Origin of the sequence: Streptomyces sp. CLV115, from assembly GCF_038448545.1 — a bacterium.
Classification (GTDB): Bacteria; Actinomycetota; Actinomycetes; order Streptomycetales; family Streptomycetaceae; genus Streptomyces; species Streptomyces sanglieri.
This window is the reverse complement of the sequence record NZ_JBCEWQ010000349.1, coordinates 1-1378: the sequence shown is the minus strand read 5'-3', so window position 1 is coordinate 1378 and position 1378 is coordinate 1. Positions and strand designations below refer to the sequence as shown.

Annotated in this window: 1 protein-coding gene and 1 pseudogene; one reads left to right on the top strand and one right to left on the bottom strand. The window is 69.6% G+C overall.

Annotated elements, in window-relative coordinates:
* Positions 1 to 226: pseudogene (locus AADR41_RS42080) on the top strand (MFS transporter); the annotation flags it as partial.
* 82 nt (positions 227 to 308) lie between these two features.
* Here the strand turns inward: AADR41_RS42080 and AADR41_RS42075 are convergent.
* Positions 309 to 1115, bottom strand: a complete 807-nt coding sequence (locus AADR41_RS42075) for an SGNH/GDSL hydrolase family protein (RefSeq protein WP_342287748.1) — start codon at positions 1113 to 1115, stop codon at positions 309 to 311.
* Between the last annotated feature and the right edge of the window lie 263 nt (positions 1116 to 1378).

Below are 1378 nucleotides of genomic sequence, written 5' to 3'. Positions count from 1 at the left end.
GCCCACCCGCTTCGCCACCGGATCGGCCGTCACCACGATGGCCCGCCAGACGGGTTCGGTGCTGGGGGTGGCGCTGATGGTCACACTGCTCGGTGCGCCGGACGGACCGGGCGCGGTCCTCGACGCGTTCCGCCACGGCTGGTGGGTGGCCGCCGCCACCGCCGTACTCGCCGCGTTCACCGCCCTGGCCCTGCACCGGCCGGACGCCGCGCCTGCCTCCGTCTGACCGCGCCGTGGCAGCAGTGCGGCGGACGGCCGGGACGATCCCCGGCAGCCCGCCGCACTTTCTGCACTCCGTCGTCCGCGTCCTACGCGGCCGAGCGGAAGGCCGGAAGGTAACCGCCGGACTGGCCGGCGGCCCTGGGGTGGTACGAGTTGTAGACCGGGATCGACACGCTGTGGAGCCACGCGTCACCGGAGCACAGCTCGTGGCCGGTGAACTCGTCGACCACGCTGGAGAACGTGAATCCGGCGTCGGCCGCCTGCTTGGCGATGACCCCGTTCAGCACGTCGGAAGCATTGTTGATCGCCGTCCGCTCCTTCTCCGACAGTCCGGCGATGCAGCTGCCGCCGAGCTGGTAGAAGCGCGGGTAGCCCAGCACCACGACATGGGCCTGCGGGGCGCGCGACCGGATGGAACCGTAGAGCGAACTCAGGCCGGAAGGAAGTGAGTTCTGCATCTGCGAGACGGCCGAGCCGATGCTGCTGAGGCAGGTGGCCTCACCGGACAGCACGCAGTCCTGCATGACATCGGCGAAGCCGACGTCATTGCCGCCCGCGGTGACGCTGACCAGGCCGGTGGACGAGTTCAACGCCCCCAGCTGGGTGCCGGCGACCGAGCTGGTCGTGGCGCCCGAACAGGCCACGAAGGCAAAGGAGGAAGGCGAGTTCGCAGCCGCCCAGAGGTAGGGGTAGGCGTTGGTGCTGCGGCGGCAGTCGCCGCTGTCGGACAGATAGCTTCCCGCGCCGACGCCGGAGGAGTACGAATCGCCGAGGGCGACGTAACCATCAGCGGCGGCCGAGGAGTTGGCCGAGGCCGGCTGGGCGACGCCCAGCGCGGCAACGGCGGCGAGGACCAGAGTGGATGCGGACGCCCAGAATCTCCGTACTGACATGGCTGTCAGCCCTCCGAAGTGTGGGGGGTGGGTGGGGGGTTGATTGAGCGCCACGTTTCTAGCAGCTATGGGTACCGGCCGGTAATAGCTGTGGAAGAACTGGTCTGATATGCCCGAATGATCGTTCGGGTGTCATGGCTCCGCGCGTAGATAAACCTCCGGCCGCACCCCGAACGGGTGGCGTGACGGCGGGAGGTCGGGTGTGGTCGCGCGGGATGGGTGCAGGGGAATGCGGGGGAACGCACGGGCGGACGGGAGCGGAG

Bases quoted from the DNA above. Each gene is read 5' to 3' on its own strand.
- AADR41_RS42075 (WP_342287748.1), bottom strand. From the start codon at position 1,115: ATGTCAGTACGGAGATTCTGGGCGTCCGCATCCACTCTGGTCCTCGCC.